Source organism: Spirochaetota bacterium (assembly GCA_026415295.1).
Lineage (GTDB): Bacteria > Spirochaetota > JAAYUW01 > JAAYUW01 > JAOAHJ01 > JAOAHJ01.
Genome location: JAOAHJ010000023.1, coordinates 186,837 through 206,423, shown reverse-complemented (window position 1 = coordinate 206,423; position 19,587 = coordinate 186,837). Strand labels below are relative to the sequence as shown.

Here is a 19,587-nt window from a genome sequence, read left to right as displayed (position 1 = left end):
AAAAATTTATTAAAAATAATTTTAATTAATTTAAATTAAATTTAATCTTTTTCAACTTATTACTTGACAAATATTTTTTATATTTTTCAATTTTTTCAGGCTTTTTATAATTTTTTAAAAGGGTTGTTATTATGGTTGAAAATAAAAATGAAAAGAAAAAATTAAAAATTAGGATTAAAAAAGAAAATGCCTTAAATAATTCATCTCAATTTATAGAAGAAAATAATAACAATATTGATGAATACAAGAAAAATGAGAATTCGAATTTAATATTAGAAACATTTGATCAGAAAGTAGAAAAAAAAGAATATCCGTTAGAGGAGCCAGCTTATGATAAAATAATAAGTCAAGAATTAAATTTAAAACAATATCAAGTAAAAAATACCATAAATTTATTAAATAATGATAACACAATACCATTTATAGCTAGGTATAGGAAAGAGATGACAGGATCACTTGATGAAGTAATAATAAGGGAAATTGATCATAAATATAAATACTTAAAGTCTTTATATCAAAGAAAAAAAGAGGTTTTATCTTCTATCTTAACTCAAGGAAAATTAAATAGTGAACTTGAAAAAAAAATACTTGATGCTGATAAAATTTCAGTTGTTGAAGAGTTATATCTTCCTTTTAAACCAAAGAAAAAAACAAAAGGTATGTTAGCTAAAGAACTTGGACTTGAACCATTAGCAATAAAGATAAAAAAGGAATCAGATCCTTTTATTTATGCTAATGAATTTATTGATCCAGAAAAAGGTATAAAAAGTGCAGAGGATGCAATTAAATTTGCATCTTATATAATTATGGAGGAGTTTTCAAATTATTTTGAAGTTAGAAATACTCTTAAGAACTTAATTTTTAACCAGGGTGAATTTAATATAAAGAAAAAAACCCCTGAAGAAATTGATGAATTTGATATGTATAAAGATTATAAAGAACCAGTAAAAACGATAAAAAATCATAGAATTCTTGCAATAAATAGAGGGGAGAAAAAAGATAAATTAATTGTTAAGATTGTGATTAATGATGATGCAGCTTTCGAGGAGTGTTATAATATTTATAAAATAAAAGAGGAATGTATTGAAAATAAATATTTGAGGCAAGCATGTCTTGATGGATATAAAAAATCTTTATTTTCTTCTATTGAAAATCTTGTTAGAAATGAATTGACAGAAAGGGCAGAAAAAGAAGCAATAGATGTTTTTTCTAAAAATCTTGAAAATCTTTTAATGACACCACCATTAAAAAATAGGAAAATTCTCGCAATCGACCCTGGAATAAGGACTGGTTCAAAAATTGCTATTTTAAATTCTTATGGTGATTTTGTTGATAAAAGTATAATTTATCAAGAAAATGAAAATGAATCTATAAGTAAAATAGTTGAATTAGTTGAGCAATATAATATAGAACTAATTGCAATTGGTAATGGAACAGCTTCAAGAGAAGTTGAATCAATAGTTGCAAAAGCTATTAAAGAAAATAATCTTAATTGCAAATATATAATAGTTGCAGAAACAGGAGCTTCTGTATACTCTGCTTCTGATATTGCAAGAGAAGAATTTCCAGATTTAGATGTAACCATAAGGGGAGCAATTTCTATAGGAAGAAGAGTTTTGGATCCCTTATCAGAATTTGTAAAGATAGATCCTAAATCTTTAGGTGTTGGCCAATATCAGCACGATGTTAATCAAAAAATTTTATCAGAAAAACTTGATGAAGTAGTAGAGATGTGTGTAAATAAGGTTGGGGTTTTATTAAATACAGCTTCAATTTCCCTTCTTAAATATGTTTCTGGTATTTCTTCTAACATAGCAAAAGCTATAGTTGAATGGAGAAAGAAGAATGGTCCTTTTAAATCAAGAGAAGATTTATTAAAGGTACCAGGTTTTGGAATAAAAACTTTTGAACAAGCAGCAGGTTTTTTAAGAATTCCTGAATCGAATAATTTTCTTGATAATTCATGGGTACATCCAGAATCTTATCAAATAGCTCTTGAAATATTAAAGCTTCAAAAAGAAAATGTTGAGTTAACTTTACCAATAAAAGAAGAAATAGCAAAAAAATATGGAAAAGGTATAGAAACAATAAATGATATTATTGAAGATTTGAAAAAACCTGGAAGAGATCCTAGGGAAGATATAATCCCTCCTATTTTAAAAGAGGATATAACAAAAATAGAAGATCTTAAAGTGGGGATGAAATTAAAAGGAACAGTTAGAAATGTAACAAAGTTTGGAGCTTTTGTTGATATAGGGCTTAAAAATGATGCACTAGTTCATATATCCCAGATATGTGACAAATTTGTAGATGATCCTTTATCTAAAGTACATGTTGGCCAAATTGTTGATGTTATAGTTATTGATATTGACAAAGAAAGAGGAAGGGTTTCACTTAGCATGAAGGATTTAGAATTCAAAGAGAAAAGTTCTAACTTTGAAGTAATTAAAAAAAAGGAAAATAGGGATATTGGAAATAAAAAAATTGACAATAAAGAAAAAAATATTTTAGATAAGAAAAGTGATTCAACAAAGGTTACTCTTGGGGACTTGTTTAAAAATATAAAAATTGAAAAGTAATTTTTAAGGATAGATTTATTGAAACTATAATGAAGCTTTCAAAAACAATTTTTTCTCAAGAAGAAAAACTTCTTATTGATAATATAGCCAAAATAAAAAAAGATAAAATATTGAGAAATTATTTCCCATATTTTGTTTATGTATTGTCCGGAGGAGCTGCTAAAGGATTTTCTCATTTTGGAATATTAAAAAGTCTTGAGATGTTTGGCATATGTCCTAAAATAGTAGTTGGTAGTTCATCAGGAGCAATTGTAGGAGCTCTTTATAGTTATTATCAAGATTCTGAAACAGCTTTTATTCATCTTTTAAATTTTATTCGGTCTAAAGAGTATAAATTGTTTTCTAAAAAGTATTTTATTTCAAAAAATAGTTCCAAATTTTATAAACTTTCTTCTTTTATAAAAAGAAGTTTCCTATTTACTAAAGCTATTTTAAAAAGTTATTTTATTGATTTTGATGAGGTATATTCTCTTTATAAAATTTTATTTAATAATATAAAATATGAAGACTTAAAAATAAGATTTTACTCATGTGCAACAGATTTTATTAAAGGTAAACCTAAATTATTTGGGGAGGGAGATTTACCTCTAAATGTTTTGGCTTCTTCAGCAATTCCAGGGATATTTCCTTTAGTTCAAGTTGAAGACTCTTATTATGTAGATGGTTTTGTTTCTGGAAATTTGCCACTATTGCCTTTGAAAAATAAACTTCAATTGGATGAGAAAAAATACTATTTTATTGTTTCAGATTTATCTTCACCTCTTTTATTAAAAGATTATCAGAAAATAGATTCTTTTTTTGATATAATTTTGAGAACTCTTGATATTTCTATTCAAAATAAATCTTTTGTAGATAGAACATATGCTGATTTTGTTTTTAATCCAATACATAAAGACTATGATTGGGATGAATTTGAAAATTATGCGGATTTTGTAAAACTTGGTTTTGAATCTTTCAAAAAATCTCTATATTATTTTTATAAATCTGTTATATATAAAATTGAAGAAAAACTAAAAGATATTAAAAATCCGATTGAAAAATATTATTCATTTTTAAGATTAAAAAAATTAACAAAGTTATAATAGATTTATTAATTAATAATTTAATTTTTTGGAGGGATTATGAGAATTGTTGAGTGTGTACCCAATTTTTCTGAAGGCAGAAATAAAGAAATAATTGATAGAATAGCTAATGCTATAAAAAATACAAATGGAGTTACTCTGTTAGATGTTGATTCTGGGTATGATACAAATAGAACAGTATATACTTTTGTTGGTGAACCAGAAAATGTTTTAAATGCTGCTTTTAATGCTATTAAAGTAGGAACTGAACTTATAGATATGAGTAAACATAAAGGTGCTCATCCTAGAATCGGAGCATGTGATGTTTGCCCATTTGTGCCTGTTGCAAATATTTCTATGGAAGATTGTATTCATTTAGCAAAAACTTTGGGTAAAATGGTAGGGGAGTTGATAGGGATTCCAGTTTATCTTTATGAGTACGCTGCTACAAAACCTGAAAGAAAAAACTTAGCAAATATTAGAATGGGGGAATATGAAGGTCTACAGGAAAAATTAAAAGATCCGGAATGGACTCCAGATTTTGGTCCAGCTATTTTTAATGAAAAAGTAAAAAGGAGTGGGGCAACAGTTATTGGAGCTAGAGATTTCTTAATAGCTTATAATATAAATATTAATTCTAAAAATAAAAATCTTGCAAATACTATAGCAAAAGAAATAAGAGAAATGGGGAAAACTATAAAAGATGAAAATGGAAATAAAATTAATATTCCTGGAAAATTAAAGGAATGTAAAGCTATAGGTTGGTATGTAGAAGATTATAAAAGAGCTCAAATATCAATTAATTTAACGAATTATCATGTTACTAATATTCACCATGCTTTTGAAGCAGCAAAGGAGGAAGCTCAAAAGATAGGGGTTGAGATTACAGGTTCTGAAATAGTTGGATTAGTTCCCAAAGATGCTATTATAGAAGCAGGTCTTTATTATTTAAAGAAGCAAGGGGAATCAAGGGCAGTTAGTGAAGATGAAATAATCGATATTGCAATTTATTCTCTTGGTCTTTCTGAAGTTGCAAAATTTGATCCAGATAAAAAAATTATTGAAAGGCTAATTAATAAAAAAGACTCATTAACAAAAATGACTATAGAAAAATTTACAGATGAACTTGGATCAAGTTCACCAGCACCGGGGGGTGGTTCTGTTTCAGCTCTTACTGGTTCGTTAGCTGCAGCATTATCATCCATGGTTGGGAATTTAACTTTTAAGAAAAAAGATTATAAAGATTTTTGGGAAGAGGCTGAGAAATTAGCTTATGAATCATTTAAAATAAAAGATAACTTAATTTCTTTAATAAATGAAGATACAGAAGCATTTAATCATTTGATGAATGCTTTTAAACTACCAGATAAGACAAAAGAAGAGATTACAAATAAAGAAAATGCTATTCAAGATGCTATAAAAGGAGCTATTATCATCCCGTTAAAAGTTATGCAGTATTGTAATGAGATTGTTCCAATTTTATTAAGAATGGCTGAAATAGGTAATAAAAATGCTATTTCAGACATAGCTGTTGGAATATTAAACTGTATTTCTGCTATTAAAGGGGCTTACTATAATATTCTTATCAATTTTAAAGAATTAAAAGATGAATCTTTTAAAAAAGATATTGTTAATACAACAAAATCTATACTCAATAATAGTTTACCTTATCTTGAAAAAAAATTGAAAGAAATAGAAGATATTCTTTTAAAAAATGTATAAATTTTTTTTCAAAATATTAATTATAATAAATTAAAATAATAAAAAACAGATAAAAACAAATATTAATAATATAAACATTAAATATATCATATAATAATACTGTTTTTACTCATTAATTTATTTTTATTAGAAAAAATTAAAAATTATATTATTTATGAAGTTTATATTAATTACAGGTGGAATAAAATCTGGTAAAAGTTCTTATGCTTTAATAAAATTGCAAGATAGGTTAAAAGAATTTGAGAAATATACTGCTTATTTTGTAGCAACTCTTATTCCTTTTGACAATGAAATGGAAGAAAAAATTCAGAAACATAAAGAAGAGAGAAAAAATTATAATATTAAAAACCTTATCTTGTTTGAAGAACCCATAAATATAGATGAAATAATTGTAAATATTCCATCAAAATCGATTATTATTTTAGATTGTATTACAATTTGGTTAAATAATTTATTTTATAATACAAATGATTTCGAAAAAGTAGAAATAAAAGCTTTTGAAAAAATTGATAATATACTAAATTTAAAAGAAAGGAGAAAAGAGAGTTCATTATCAAATGAATTAATAATAGTTACAAATGAAGTTAACCTCGGAAATATTCCAAATGATAATTTAACGAGAAGATACAATCATTTACTAGGTACTATAAATAAAAAGTTGGCTTCTTTTTCAGATGAAGTGTATTTTATGATAAGTGGTATACCTCTTAGAATTAAATAAAATTTAAATGAGTTTATTAAGGAAATAATTTTTGAAAAACTTTAGATTTTTTGAAAATATTCTATTATCATGCCCTTCATATATTATTCCTGGGACATACTTAGAAAATATTAAATATATATATAAAAATATAGAGCAAATTAATATTAATAATATTGAATTGTTATTCTATTTTATCGATTATGAAACTTTAAAACTAATTCAACAAGAGATCAAAGAAATATTAAATTATAATGGTATTTTTTATTTTTCTATTCATTTACCCGATGATATTATTTCTAACTTTTCAAATATAATTGAACTGCTTAATATATTAAAAAATTTAGATATTTCTAACATAATTATTCATTCACCAGGGGATCAAAACTTTGAATATTTAAATATATTTTATAATTACCTTAAAGAATTGAAAAAATTTATTGAGAAAAATAATTTAAACATAGAGAATTTATTAATTGAAAATTTAGCAAATAGAGATTTTTCTTTTGTTAATTCAAAAGATTTTGAAAAATTTGGTTTATGTTTAGATGTAGGACATATTTATTTAAAAAAATTGACTATAGAGGAATATTTAAATGAGAATAAAATAGATTTATCAAGAGTAAAAGAGATCCATTTCCACGGAATAAAAAATGGAAAAGATCACTCAATGTTTGATGATGAAATATTTAAAGAGGTAAAGTATGATTTTATTAAGTTTATTAAAAAATTAATATTAAACAATTGTGATTTAAAAAATTGTTCCGACTTAAGCAATAGTTTTGAAATATATAATACTTTACCATTAAAAAGGATCTATACAAAAAATGAATATCCGAATAATAAGTTAAAAAATCAAATAGTATTTAATTTGGAAGTTTTTAATAAAAATGACCTTTTTGGTTTATTAAATTTAATTTTAAAAGAAAAACTCTTTTATAAAGATTATTAATTTAGTTTTTCTATAGATTTAATATTTTGTTCAATTATTTGTACTTCCTTTTTTTCTTCTTTAATAATATTTAAATAATCAGTTCTTGTAATAATCCCTATTAACTCTATTTTTCCATTTATATTTTCAACTACAGGAAGATGTCCTATATCATATTGGTAAAATAGGTTTTCTATCTCCCTTAAACTAGAATTTTTATTTATAGTTATTAACTTTTTAGACATATAAGCAGATACAGGTGAATGCATATTATTTATTTTTCTTGCTTTCATAATATCTTTTAAAGTTAAAAAACCTACAAGATTATTTGCTTCATCTAAAACAGGAGCCCCTGTATGATTTATTTTTTCGAGAAAAATTGATGCTTGTAAAACAGTCCAATTAGAATATATATATTTTACATCTTTGGTCATTATATCTGAAGCAGAAAGAGATTGAATATTACATTTAAATACAAATTTCATGAGTTTTTGAAGAATTTCGTTTCCTTTTGCCTTTTTTAAAGTAGCACTTGCAGCATGTTTATGTCCAGAACCACCAAAAACTTCCATTACACTTTTTACATTTATTGAATACGCATTACTTCTTGCAATAATTAAAGATTCATTTTCTGTATTAAAATAGAAGACACAAAAAATAGCATCAGGAGCTTCAATTTCAAAGACTTTTTCGACAACAGCTGCTAATCCTGGTACTTGTTTATCAAGATTAAGAAGACTGAAAATGATCTGTTGTCCTTTTACTTTTTTATATATCAAACTATTTAATAGTTCATGAATTAAAGATATCTGGTAATCTTCTTTTAAAGTTTTAAGAAAAATTTTTACAAGATTGATGGATGGTTTAAATTTCATTAAATAAGAAGCAACTTGAAAATCTAATTCTGTAACATTTTCATTTGTAAAGTTTCCAGTGTCTGCATATATCCCAGCTAAAGCTATTGATGCATCCTCAGGCTCAATGGGAATATTTTTCTGAAGTAAAAACTTACCAATTAAAGAGGTATTTGATCCAACTTTGTCCTCATACAAGATAGCCCCATCAATGTCAAATGTATCTGCTGGATGATGATCATATATTTCAATTTTTCCATTAATTTTTTTTATAATTTCAAAATATTCTTTTAATCTTGAGGAAGATCTTGTATCAACTATAACAACATTTTCTATTTCTTTATTTCTAAGATCTTTTGTAGAAATCATATTAAATCTATATTGATAAAGATTATATAAATTCCTTGCTACTGGGTGTATAAGATTACTTCGGACTAACATATAATCTGGGTATAAATACTTTGCAAGAATCATTGATCCAAGACAATCCATATCCATGTTAGAATGACCAATAATAATGTTCATAATGATGATTACTTTATCTTTAAACAAATTCTAATATAATTTTTAATTAAATTCAAATTAAATTATTTTTATATTATTTTAAAAATAAATTTTAATGAAAAATTTTAAAGATTTATTTTATTAAATCTTCTATGTAAGAACATAAAGTATGGTATAGTATAGTATGAACTTCTTGAATAAGATAAGTATCTTCTAAAGGCACAATAATAGACTGGTCAACTATGTTCTTTACTTGCCCACCATTTTTTCCTAAAAAAGAAAAGGTAAATAATTTTAGTTCTTTTCCTTTATTAACAGCATTGATAATATTTTTTGAATTACCAGAAGTGGAAAAAGTTATCAATATATCTCCAGGAGTTCCAAGAGCTTCAATTTGTCTTGAAAATATTTCTTCAAAAGAAAAATCATTTGAACATGCAGTCAATACTGAAGTATCAGTTGTTAAAGAAATTGCTCTTAAAGGTTTTCTGTTTTTCTCGAACTTTACTAAAAGTTCAGCAGTTAAATGCTGGGCATCAGCAGCCGATCCCCCATTCCCACATATCAAAACTTTTTTACCTTCTTCATCCTTTGAAATAATCATTTTTGCAAGTGACTCAATCTGTTGATCCCAAATAAGAAAATCAGTTGAAAAAAAGAAGTTATTTAGTTTTTTTATATGAGCTAAAAGTTTATTTTCCATATTATTTCCTTTAAGTTTTTTTAATTTTCATCAAAAAATTTATTTTCAAAATCAAGATCTTTAATATCAGGTAGTTCATCTAAACTAGAAATACCAAGCATTTTAAGAAAGTTTTCAGTTGTTGAGTATAAAGAAGGTTTTCCAGGAGTATCTTTTTTACCAGATATTTTAATTAGCTCAAGTTCTAAGAGTTTTTTTATCTGATTTGATGAATCGCTCCCTCTCAAGTCATCAATTTCGATTTTAGTGATTGGTTGTTTGTATGCTATAAGTGAAAGTACCTCTTTCTGAGATTGTGTAAGCTTATATTTATCATAGTTCCTAATCTTATGATAATCTATAAATTCTGTTTTTATTTTAGGATTAATGACAAAAAAATAATTAAAACCTCTATTGTGTATAAGTATACCACCATCTCGAACAAGATAATCTTTTTTTAGTTCTGACATAACCTCAAGAGCAGTTTCGAATGAAATGTTAAAGGTTTTTGATAATTCTTCTATATTTACTGGTGTTGATTTATAAATTAATGTTGCCTCAAATAACCTTTTAAGTTTTTCTAATGTCTCTTTTTCAAACAACATAAATATAATTTAAAATTGATTATTTTTTTTATAATTCAAACTTTAACTTTACTATTTTAATTTCACCGAAAATATTGTTTTGAAATAGTCTAATAAAGCCTAATTTAACCATTTCCAATATTGCTAAAAATATACATATAAACTCAATTTTATCAAATTCTTTAGATTCTATTAATTCTTCTAAAAAAAATTCATTTTTATTTTGGAGTTTTTGTTTAATTAAATTAATTTTATCTTCTACTGTAAATAATGTTGTTTTAACAAGATATGTTTTTTCTTCTTTATTGTATTTTATTAAAACTTCTGAAAAACTTTTAACTATCTCAAGAACAGAAAGAGGTTTCCATTCCCCTTCTTCATGGATATCAAAAAGAATATTTTTATTCCCATAAAATATAGGAATTTCATTACTTTTTTGATCTACAATTTCTAATGCTTGAGAGTACTTTTTATATTCAAGTAATTTTTCCACGAGTTCTTTTCTTGGGTCTTCTAAGTTTTCAAGAAATTGATCATCTTGGGAATCTTCCCTAACTGGCAATAAAGATTTTGTTTTAATATAAATAAGTTCTGAAAGCATTAAAATAAATTCTGATGAAATTTCTATGTTAAGTTTGTTCAAATATTGTAAATAATTCACAAATTGTTCTGTAATTTTAGAAATAGGTATATCATAAATATTTATTTCTTGTGATTTAATTAGAAATAATAAAAGATCTAGAGGGCCACTAAATATAGGTAAGTTTATATTATATTTTTCATTTTTATCATTTTCTATTATATCCATAATTTTTTATTATTTTATTAATTATAAACTTATATAGTTTTCAATAAATTAATTTATATTTAAAAATAGTCAAATTTATATCTATTTTATTTATAAATAAATAAAAGTTCATAATATGTTTCTTCTTCTATTTTTTTTATTTCAAAGAATGAACTATTTTCATTATTCATATTTTCATTTGGAAATAATAGATAATTAAAAAATTGTTTTTTAATAAATTCTTTAGATTTTTGTAAATTCTCTTTTTCATTTATAGATAAGTTGTAATTTTCTTTTATAGAGTTAATTAATTTAATTGATAAATTTTTACTGCTATTAAGTTGGTAGAAAGGAAAAACTTTAATACTCTTAATTTTTAAAAATCTATTATAATTTTTTTGATTAATATTATTTTTAAAATTTACTTTTAGTGTAATTACAAAAAAAGGTATAGATTTAGTATAAAAATAGTTTTTATGAATTTTATTTTTATCGTTGTAATTTAGAGATCTAGCTTGACCTGAAAGGAGATTGCCATTCGAAAATATTACAATTTTATCCTTATAAATCATTATTTTCCCTGGTATATGTGAATGATGTCCCCATATAATATCTACTCCATTTTCTATTAATATTTTTGAAAGTTCTATTTGGTATTGTTGAGGGGTTTCTTCATATTCATTACCCCAATGGATACCAACTATTAAAATATCATAGTATTCTTTTAGCTTTTTTATTTGATTAACTAATAACAAGAGATATTTATTTCGGTTGCTTAATAAATTTGCAAAATTAATTATTGGGATGAAAGATGGTATTAAATTAATATTTTCATTTAAATAAAGTTTTTTTTCATATATAAACCATTCTTTCAAATTATTCATTAATAATGTTATTGATATAAAACATATTTTGATACCATTATTTTCAAAGGATTCAAAGTTATAAAAAACAATATCATTAAGAAAATTTGTGATTTTGTCTTGTATATCAAAAAATTGTTGGTTTTTATTTTTAATAAGATAACCGGAATATTTTATATTTTTTTCTTTTTTTAAAAAATTTAAAATATCATAAGTTTCTAAAAAACCTTCATATCCCCAGTCAAGTATATGATTATTTGCAATTGAAATAAATTGAAAATTTACATCAGCAAGTTCTGATGGTAATCTTTTTTCTTCAGAAAAAATAAAACTTTTAAAAGGTTTCATTTTTGAAAGAATTGGGGTTTCTAGATTATAAAATATACATAAATTATCATTAATACTATTTATAAAAGATAAATTACTATTTATTTCTTGTAAAAATTCGTTAAATAAAAATTTGTAACCAAAATTATTAGCATAGTTTCTAATAAAATCATGAGGAATAAAATCACCACAAAAAATAAATGATATTTCATTTTCATTGTTGAAAGAGAAAAACAATAATAAAAGATTAATAAAAAAAGTACATATTATAAATGGTAATTTTTTGTATCTCATTTTGTTTTTAATCTTTTTTAATGTAATAATTAATAGTTTTATATTTTAATTTAGTATTTTGTTTAGTATATTATATTATAATTTGATCATTTTTAAAAGTTTATTTCAAAAAGTTAGTTTTTAAATATATTTATTGAAAGTATTATAAAAATTTATTTTGATTTTAATAAAATTTATATTATATTTTATTGGTATATTAAATTAAAGGGAAAAAGATGGAAGATAAAGTTAAAATAGGAGATAAAGTTTTGCTGCATTATGTGGGATCCTTTAAAGATGGTACTATATTTGATTCTTCAAGAGAAAGAAATGAACCTTTTGAGTTTATAGTAGGTGGAGGGCAGGTAATACCTGGATTTGAAAATAATATTGTTGGGATGAAAGTTGGTGAGAAGAAAAGATTTGAGGTTTCTCATAATGATGCTTACGGTGACTATCGAGAGGATTTAAAATTCTCTATTGATAAAAACTCAATATCTGAAGATATAGAATATGAAATAGGAACTGTTTTAACACTTGAAAATGATAAAGAAGAAACTCTATATGTTACTGTAGTTGAAATAGGAGAAGATAAAGTAGTTCTTGATGCTAATCATCCAATGGCAGGGAAAGACCTTGTTTTTGAAGTTGAAATTGTTAAAATAAATTAATTCTAAGTTATCTATAATTATTTTATTAATCTGAACTAAATAGGATTTAATTTTTAAAAAAGAAAATTTTTTTCTGAAAAAGAAATTTAATTATTATTTAAACTTTCATCTAAGAAGAGATAAGTAGTACAATTATTAACCATAACTTCAAATTTTGTTTTATTTTGGATTAAACTATATTTATATTTTTTAGCACAATTATTAGGACAAATGTTTTTATATATAATATTTCTTAAAAAGCAATTTTTAGAATAAAAAAGCGGAATATAATCTTTTTTATAAAATTGGTTTTTTGATATTTTATTATTTTTATTAATTATAAAATTATATTCTATGTATGGATAAACAAATAAAATTTTTTCTTTTAAGGTTTTATTTATTTTATCTATTAAGTTTAAATTAAAAGTATTGGTTGAATAAAAATAGAAATCTATAAAAAAATATATATTTTTTATATTTTCTTTTTCTTGCAGTTTAATTAATAGATTTTCAAGAGGTAGTATTTGACCTATGTTAGATATTCCTATAAAAAAAAGGTTTTCTACTTTGTCATTTTGATTAATGTTAAAATAGTGAATTATGTTTTCTAAGATATTAAAATAATAAAATTCATCTTCATAAATTGTAGGTTTTAGTGGTATAAAATAAATGTTGTAATTTTTTATTAACTCTATTTCTAATTTCTTGATAGAACTACAAAAATTTTGAGTTGATTCAGATATCAGTTCATCATTGGTGCAAGGGTCAAAAAATGGAATTTTATTGTTAAAAAAAGTATTTTTAGGATTTAAATGTTCTCTATTATTAATAAATTCTAAAAAATTACTATTTTGGATTAAATCATTTATTTGATTTAATTTTTCGTTTTTAAATATTAATATAGAATTTAAACTATCTATTAAATACTTTTTATTTTCAAAAATATTTTTAATTTTAGTTTTAAAATTTAATTTGAAATGGTTTATAAAACTTAATGTTAAATCTTTATAAAAAGTTCTTTTTAACTTTTTTATTAAATTTGGTGGAATAAAGCAGATAAAATTGTTGTTTGAATTTAACTCAATTAAGATATTTTCAATTTTAAAAATAGATTTATGGCTTTTTTTAAATATTTCTTCTATCTTTTTCTTTAGTTGCAAATCCTTTTTTTCTTTTAAATCTATTTCTTTTTCTTTTATTTCTTGTTCTTTTTGGTTTAATTCATTAAACTCTATTCTATAATTAAAGTTAAAATCTATATTTTTGTAGTAAATTGATTTAAGGTAACCACATATTTTTATATTTAATAAAATTTTATTTTTTTCATTTGAGAAATTTATAGTTAAATTTATATTTGTATTAATTTTTTCTTCATCTTTGAATGATTGATGTTTAATCTTTTTTAAATCTAAAAATCTTGAGCTTAAATGATAAAGTTCATTAAATTTGTCTTCAAGATTAAATCCTACTAGCTTTTTTGAATAAACTATTACTTCTTCATTTCCATTGGTAAATTTAATATTTTCCCCATTTACTTTCTGTAAATTTTCAACAGAGATGATTATGTAATTGTTATTTTTTTTGTTAAAAATTAAAAAACCATCATTTATGGAAATAGGATATTTTGTATAAAAGGAGAATGAGGAAGAACTTTTTTTTATTAATTTTCCAATGTAATATCCTTTGTGAAATGGATAATTAATATTTATTGAATTGTGCCCATTCTTATCATTGATGTAAGGTGTACCATATTCTCTTAAAAATGTTAAAGATAAATTTCTTTTTAATAACTCTAAATCGTCTACTTTTTTATTAGCTTCATCGTTTAATATACTTTTATATAATTTAGAACTCCAGTAACAATATTCTGGGGATTTCATTCTTCCTTCAATTTTAAAAGATTTTATAAATTTATTTATTTTATTATTATTTACTATTTTATTTATTTTTTCTCCATAAAAAAGATCGACTAAAGAAAATGGATAAATTTTTTTGTTTTTTTCGTAAAAAAAATTTCTACATATTTGAGCGCATTCTCCTCTATTACCTGATCTACCTGTTAAAACTCCAGAAGCAAGGCAGAGTCCTGAAAAAGAGTAACATAATGCCCCGTGAATAAATATTTCAAAAAATAATCTTTTATAATTGGAGTTAATAGAATAGTTTTTTATAAAAGATTCTGTATTATCTAAAGTAAATTCTCTTGGTAGAATTATCTTTTCAATATATTTATAATATTTTTCTAGAAATAAAGCCCCAAAAGAGTTATTGCAAGCAAGTTGGGTTGAAGCATGCAAAGGAAAATTAAAATTAAATTCTTCACATAATTCTGGAATTGCAAAATCTTGAAATATTATAGCATCTATTTTAAAAAATGAGAGATAATAAAGAATAAATAAAAGTTTTTCTATTTCATTATTTAATATTAAAGTATTTATAGTTAAATAAATCTTAATTTTCTTTTTGATAGCTATATTTAATAATTTTCTAAGTTCAATGAAGGAGAAATTTTTTGCAAATTTTCTTGCGGAAAAAGAGTAAAGTCCTAAATATAAAGCATCAGCCCCTCCTTCTATTGAATAAATAGCAGACTCAAAGCTTCCAGCTGGCAGTAAAATTTCAAAATTATTTTTCATAATTATATTATTTTCTGAATAATTTAGAATTAATTAAAGCTAAATATTTTGTGATTAATTTTATCAATAAATAATTAATAAAAATAAAAAAATTTTTAATGTATTTTATTCTCCAAAATAGTTCTTTTTTTTCTCATTAAAAATCGAAGAAAAAGTTTCAGCCATTTCTATTTCTTTTTCAGAAAGTTTTGATCCTTCGAAAATATGAGGTCTTTTCATAATCTTAATATTGTTAATATTTTGAAAATCATTGTCTATGATATCAATAATCTGTTTAAGGAAAAATGCAATTGATTCTTTATTTTTGTCATTTTTATTTGAAGGATTCATTATTTCTTCCCTAATATTATTTAGGGAAATAACAAATAAGCTTAAAGTTAAATCTAGTAGATCAGGTAATTCAAAAGAATTTAAAAATTCAAGTTTAACTGAATTTTTTTTTCTTTCAAAAGTTAATGTCTTCTTACTATTTTTTTTCTTTTTAATCATTTTCTGCTCCAAAAGTAAAATAAACAAAGTTTTCTTTTTTGTCAATACAAAATAGGAAATATAAATCAAATCATTATTGACAATAATCTAATGTATATTAAAATTTTTTTAACAGAAAACTAATAATAAAAAAATTAAATATTAATTTTATTAAGGAGGAAATGTGAAAAGTCATACTACATCAATTGAAATTTCAAATATATTATTAGAAGAAATTGATGAGATGATAAAAGAAGGATATTTTATCTCACGGGAAGAAGCTGTTAATGAAGCTTGTGATAGAATGATTAAAGAATATAAACTTGCAAAATTGAAAGATAAAGATAGTAGAAAACAAAATTATTAACAATTTTTCTCAAAAGATATATTAAATTTTAACCAATTTATTACTTTTTAATATCTAAAATTCTTTAATTAATTTATGAATAATATTTCTTAATTAATTATAAAAGGTCAAAATTTCTTCATATTTCTAAATAATTAATAGAAAAATCAAATATTGTATTTTTTAGTTATTTAAAAGTTTTTATTATCAATCGAAAATAATTATATGATAAATAAAATTAATAATAGGGAAAGTATAATGTTAAATAAAATTAGAAAGACAACTATTATTTTCTTTTTTTTATTAATTTTTATATTTTTTTATTCAATTTATGCAGAAATATTAGAGTATGATACAAATAAAGATGGTAAAATTGATAGGATTGTTTATGTTCAAAATGGATTTGTATATAGAGTAGAGATAGATGTTAATTATGATGGTAAGATAGATTCAATATATATATATGTAAATTCAGATAAAGGTCCCATTTTGCAGAAAGTTGAACTTGATACAAATTATGATGGAATATTTGATGATTTTCTATACTATGAAAATGGAAAATTAGTTAAAGAAGAGATAGATTCAAACAATGATAATAAGATAGATATATGGATTTATATAGCTGATGGTTATATTTATAAAATCGAAAAAGATTTGAATTTTGATGGTAAAATCGATGAAGTAATTAATTACTAAATAATAAAATTAACTTTATGTACTTAATATACATTTTATTTTGGTGCACATTTTATTGAGATTAAGAAAATGAATAATTTTAATAAATTATTTGATACTTATAGGAACAAAATTATTGATGGTATAAATGAAGAATTAAAATATATTCAATCTTTAAGTTTATATCCTAAATTTAATAGATCTATAAGATATTTCTTAGAAACACCAGGGAAACTTATCAGAAGTGTTTTGCTTTTAAGAAGTGGGAAAATTCAAATGATTCCAGAAGAAATATGTATTAAATCAGCAGTTGCTTTTGAATTTTTTCAGATATTTACCCTTATACATGATGATCTTCCTGCTCTTGATAATGATTATTTTAGAAGAGGGAAAAAGTCTTTGCATATAGAATTTGACGAATCAACAGCTATATTAGCAGGAGATTCATTATCTATATATACTTTTAAATTATTAACAAGTTTTTTTGAAAACAAAACCATTAAGAAAAAATACTTAAAAGGGATATTGAATTTTATAAATATATTTTCTAAATATACGGGATTATATCTAATAGAAGGGCAAATTAAAGATATTGAGAATAAAGGAAATTTTAGTATAGATCAAAAGGAAATTTTAGATATTTACAAGAAAAAAACAGGTTTATTTTTTGGTTTAGCATTAGCATTTGGGAAGATAGTAAATTTAAAAAGTTGGATAAAAGAATTTAATATAGGAGTTGATTTAGGTGTCCTCTTTCAATTAAAAGATGATTTGGATGAATATTATGAAGAAAAAGTAAAAAAGGATGAATTATCCTATTTAAATGTTTTTGGTTTTGAAAAGACTAAAGAGATATATAATGACATTTTTTTAAGACTTGAAAAAAAAATAATAAAGATTGATGATTTTTTTTATTATTTAGTTAAAAATTTTTTTTAATTTTTATTTATAAATAAATCTTTTTTAATAATATAATGAATTTGTATAAATTTATTTTTTTTATCAAAAAAAATTTTTATAGTAAAAAATATTGAAAAAATAAAAAAAATGTATAAATTTTTTTCACATTAAATCAATTTTCATTTTATAAATTTTAAAATTTAAATTGTTTAATATAAAAATCTTATTTTATAAGGGGGATAGATGTATAAAGAGGAATTTTTTCCATTGAAAGAAATAATTGATTTTAATGGAAATAGATATGAATTAGCTCATGCTTGTTTTAAAAGAGCTTATTCAATTGTTATAGAAAATAGAGAAAGAAGAGATTTTATTGAGGATGATGAAGATTGCGTTTATATACCAACTCCTGATGAATATAAAGAATTAACTAAGCAGAAGAAGATAAAAATTACAGAACTTGCTTTATATGATATTCTTAAGGATAAAGTAAAATATTATATGGATAAAGGTACAATATAATTTGTTATTTTAATAATTTTAGCAAGTTTTTCTTTAGTTAATGAATAAAAAGTAATTAATAAAATAAAATTAAAAATTAAGTTTATTAAGATATATCTTTTTATTAAATATACTGATAATATAAAATATTAATAATTAATTATAAATAAATAATAGTGAGTCAAAAATATATTTTCATAGTAGGTCCAACTGCTTCAGGAAAGACTTATATTGCTGAGGAACTTGCCAGAAGATTAAGCTTACCTATTGTTTCAATAGATTCTATGCAAATATATAAAGAAATGAATGTAGGTACAGCTAAACCATCAATTGAATCCCAACAAAAAGTAAAATATTTTGGAATAGATATAGTTTATCCTAATGAATGGTTTTCTGTTGGTGATTATTATTATTATATTTCAAATTTGTTAAGTATTAAAGAGGATAAAAAATTAAATTTATTTTCAATTGATAATGGGGCTATATTTGCTGGTGGAACTGGTTTGTATTTTGATTCTATTGTGAAAGGTATTTCACCAACTTTACCAAGAAATGAAAATATTAGAAGAGAATTGGAACAAAGAGAAAAATTAGAAGGGTTAAATTCTTTATTTAGAGAACTAGAGCTTAAAGATAGAGAGTATTCGAATAAAATAAGTCCTAATGATAAAAAAAGAATAATGAGAGCTTTGGAGGTTATCTATATTACTGATAAAAAATTTTCTTCATTTCATGATTCAGAATATTTTAGAAAAGAAGGGAAAAACTCTCTATTTAACAAAAACAATTCAATATTTTTTGGAATTGATATTGAAAAAGAAAAGTTGGTTGAAAATATAAGAAAAAGAATCCATATTATGATTAAAAATGGACTTATCGATGAAGTCTACTATTTATGGTTGAAATATATTGATAAAAACAAACCCTCATTTAAAGGAATTGGCTATTTTCATTTAATATCACTTTATAATTTTATATTTTTTATATATATTTTAATGTTTTGGAAAATAGATGAAAATTTTAGTAGTTTTTTTGATGATAAAATATTAGATTTTATAAAAGAAAGTTTAAGGGAATATTTAATTAAAAATTATTTTAACAAAAGAGAAATAAATAAAAGTAAGATAATCAAAATCATTTTAAAATATATAGACCTAAACAAAATCTTAGTTAAAAATTATAAAGAAACGATTAATAAAAAATTATTAAATGAAGATTTAAAATTTCTTTTTTCTGATACTTATATAAGAGATTTGTTAGAAATTTCTTTTGATTTTGGAAATATTATTTTAGAAAAAATAAACAAAATTTTTGAAAATAAAAATATTTTTCTTCTATTTAAGATAGAAACAATTAAAAAATGGATTGAAGATAATAGTATTCTATTTGATTGTTTCATTAAAAGAATAGAGCTTGATACTATAAATTTTGCTAAGAGACAACTTGTATGGTTTAAAAAACATTTGGAAATAAAATGGTTAAGTTCAGAATTAATACTCAAGGAGTTCTAATCTTTTTCTTTATTTTTCTAAATAATTGTCTAT

At 22.5% G+C, this 19,587-nt stretch carries 18 protein-coding genes; 11 read left to right on the top strand and 7 right to left on the bottom strand.

Annotated elements, in window-relative coordinates; genetic code table 11:
- Positions 1–131: 131 nt before the first annotated feature.
- The 5 genes from N3A58_05780 to N3A58_05760 all read left to right on the top strand — a co-directional run bounded on the left by N3A58_05780 (position 132) and on the right by N3A58_05760 (position 7,014).
- A complete protein-coding gene (locus N3A58_05780) occupies positions 132–2,579 on the top strand; it encodes an RNA-binding transcriptional accessory protein (GenBank protein ID MCX8058905.1) in 2,448 nt (815 codons plus the stop codon).
- Between the two features lie 29 nt (positions 2,580–2,608).
- Positions 2,609–3,661, top strand: coding sequence for a patatin-like phospholipase family protein (locus N3A58_05775; protein MCX8058904.1), 1,053 nt, complete (start codon positions 2,609–2,611; stop codon positions 3,659–3,661).
- 39 nt (positions 3,662–3,700) lie between these two features.
- Positions 3,701–5,362, top strand: a complete 1,662-nt coding sequence (ftcD, locus tag N3A58_05770) for a glutamate formimidoyltransferase (GenBank protein MCX8058903.1) — start codon at positions 3,701–3,703, stop codon at positions 5,360–5,362.
- A gap of 154 nt (positions 5,363–5,516) precedes the next feature.
- On the top strand, positions 5,517–6,083 hold the full coding sequence (locus N3A58_05765) for a bifunctional adenosylcobinamide kinase/adenosylcobinamide-phosphate guanylyltransferase (protein ID MCX8058902.1): 567 nt from the start codon (positions 5,517–5,519) through the stop codon (positions 6,081–6,083).
- 31 nt (positions 6,084–6,114) lie between these two features.
- Positions 6,115–7,014, top strand: a complete 900-nt coding sequence (locus N3A58_05760) for a sugar phosphate isomerase/epimerase (protein ID MCX8058901.1) — start codon at positions 6,115–6,117, stop codon at positions 7,012–7,014.
- On the opposite strand, the gene N3A58_05755 is transcribed toward N3A58_05760, so the two are convergent.
- The 5 genes from N3A58_05755 to N3A58_05735 all read right to left on the bottom strand — a co-directional run bounded on the left by N3A58_05755 (position 7,011) and on the right by N3A58_05735 (position 11,888).
- A complete protein-coding gene (locus N3A58_05755) occupies positions 7,011–8,372 on the bottom strand; it encodes a CBS domain-containing protein (GenBank protein MCX8058900.1) in 1,362 nt (453 codons plus the stop codon). The two genes, N3A58_05760 and N3A58_05755, sit on opposite strands and share 4 nt — an antisense overlap.
- A 112-nt stretch (positions 8,373–8,484) precedes the next feature.
- A complete protein-coding gene (locus N3A58_05750; protein MCX8058899.1) occupies positions 8,485–9,054 on the bottom strand; it encodes an SIS domain-containing protein in 570 nt (189 codons plus the stop codon).
- Between the two features lie 20 nt (positions 9,055–9,074).
- A complete protein-coding gene (gene scpB / locus N3A58_05745; protein MCX8058898.1) occupies positions 9,075–9,638 on the bottom strand; it encodes an SMC-Scp complex subunit ScpB in 564 nt (187 codons plus the stop codon).
- 28 nt (positions 9,639–9,666) lie between these two features.
- Positions 9,667–10,425 carry a segregation/condensation protein A gene (locus N3A58_05740; GenBank protein MCX8058897.1) on the bottom strand — a complete coding sequence of 253 codons (759 nt, stop codon included), beginning with the start codon at positions 10,423–10,425 and terminating at the stop codon, positions 9,667–9,669.
- Between the two features lie 86 nt (positions 10,426–10,511).
- A complete protein-coding gene (locus N3A58_05735; GenBank protein ID MCX8058896.1) occupies positions 10,512–11,888 on the bottom strand; it encodes a CapA family protein in 1,377 nt (458 codons plus the stop codon).
- 215 nt (positions 11,889–12,103) lie between these two features.
- On the opposite strand from N3A58_05735, the gene N3A58_05730 reads away from it, so the two are divergent.
- Positions 12,104–12,538, top strand: coding sequence for a peptidylprolyl isomerase (locus N3A58_05730; GenBank protein ID MCX8058895.1), 435 nt, complete (start codon positions 12,104–12,106; stop codon positions 12,536–12,538).
- Between the two features lie 86 nt (positions 12,539–12,624).
- Here N3A58_05730 and N3A58_05725 read toward each other — a convergent pair whose 3' ends face one another.
- Together N3A58_05725 and N3A58_05720 are read right to left on the bottom strand one after the other, a co-directional pair.
- The gene (locus N3A58_05725; protein ID MCX8058894.1) at positions 12,625–15,153 is read right to left on the bottom strand and encodes a U32 family peptidase; all 2,529 of its coding nucleotides are present in this window, start codon (positions 15,151–15,153) and stop codon (positions 12,625–12,627) included.
- A gap of 105 nt (positions 15,154–15,258) precedes the next feature.
- Positions 15,259–15,642 carry a hypothetical protein gene (locus N3A58_05720; GenBank protein MCX8058893.1) on the bottom strand — a complete coding sequence of 128 codons (384 nt, stop codon included), beginning with the start codon at positions 15,640–15,642 and terminating at the stop codon, positions 15,259–15,261.
- 163 nt (positions 15,643–15,805) lie between these two features.
- Here N3A58_05720 and N3A58_05715 point away from each other — a divergent pair, with 163 nt between their 5' ends.
- From N3A58_05715 to miaA, 5 genes are all read left to right on the top strand, one after another.
- Positions 15,806–15,988: a ribbon-helix-helix domain-containing protein gene (locus N3A58_05715; GenBank protein ID MCX8058892.1), complete on the top strand. Its 183-nt coding sequence runs from the start codon at positions 15,806–15,808 to the stop codon at positions 15,986–15,988.
- A gap of 237 nt (positions 15,989–16,225) precedes the next feature.
- The gene (locus N3A58_05710; protein MCX8058891.1) at positions 16,226–16,663 is read left to right on the top strand and encodes a hypothetical protein; all 438 of its coding nucleotides are present in this window, start codon (positions 16,226–16,228) and stop codon (positions 16,661–16,663) included.
- A gap of 69 nt (positions 16,664–16,732) precedes the next feature.
- Complete coding sequence (locus N3A58_05705) at positions 16,733–17,581, top strand: polyprenyl synthetase family protein (protein MCX8058890.1); 849 nt, start codon at positions 16,733–16,735, stop codon at positions 17,579–17,581.
- A 204-nt stretch (positions 17,582–17,785) separates the two neighbouring features.
- Positions 17,786–18,064, top strand: coding sequence for a hypothetical protein (locus tag N3A58_05700; protein ID MCX8058889.1), 279 nt, complete (start codon positions 17,786–17,788; stop codon positions 18,062–18,064).
- A gap of 155 nt (positions 18,065–18,219) precedes the next feature.
- Positions 18,220–19,554 (top strand): tRNA (adenosine(37)-N6)-dimethylallyltransferase MiaA, encoded by a 1,335-nt coding sequence (gene miaA / locus N3A58_05695; protein ID MCX8058888.1) that lies wholly within the window; start codon positions 18,220–18,222, stop codon positions 19,552–19,554.
- The last annotated feature ends 33 nt before the right edge of the window (positions 19,555–19,587 follow it).